Source organism: Pseudomonas sp. K5002, assembly GCF_013386655.1.
Lineage (GTDB): Bacteria > Pseudomonadota > Gammaproteobacteria > Pseudomonadales > Pseudomonadaceae > Aquipseudomonas.
The window spans coordinates 1-325 of the sequence record NZ_JACARK010001462.1; the positions used below are offsets into that span (position 1 = coordinate 1).

1 protein-coding gene is annotated in these 325 nt (G+C 67.1%); it reads right to left on the minus strand.

From position 1 onward, the window contains the following. The coding region (locus HX846_RS37200; protein WP_178967465.1) for an FAD-dependent oxidoreductase at window positions 1–325 on the minus strand (325 nt) is incomplete at both ends.

The window sequence follows — 325 nt, forward strand, 5'->3', positions numbered from 1 at the left end:
TGCCCAGCTGCGGAAACAGCAGTGCCAGCGAACGTTCCAGGTGCGCAAAATCCGCGGGCCCGGTGGGATCTTCGAACAACCCGCGCCCGCCCATCAGCAGGCGACCGTGGGCGTCCTTGCGAAAGTACAGCAGTAGCCTTTGGGCGGTTGAGACGGTTTCCTGCCCCGGCAAAATGCTCTCGGCCGCAGGCCCGCTCAAGGGCCGGGTGGCGACGATAAAACTGTTGGCCGCGAGCACACTCTGGGCCATGCCGGGCCACAAGTCGCCGCTGTAGCCGTTGGTGGCCAGTACCACCTGGCCGGCCGACACCTGCGCGCCGCTCGC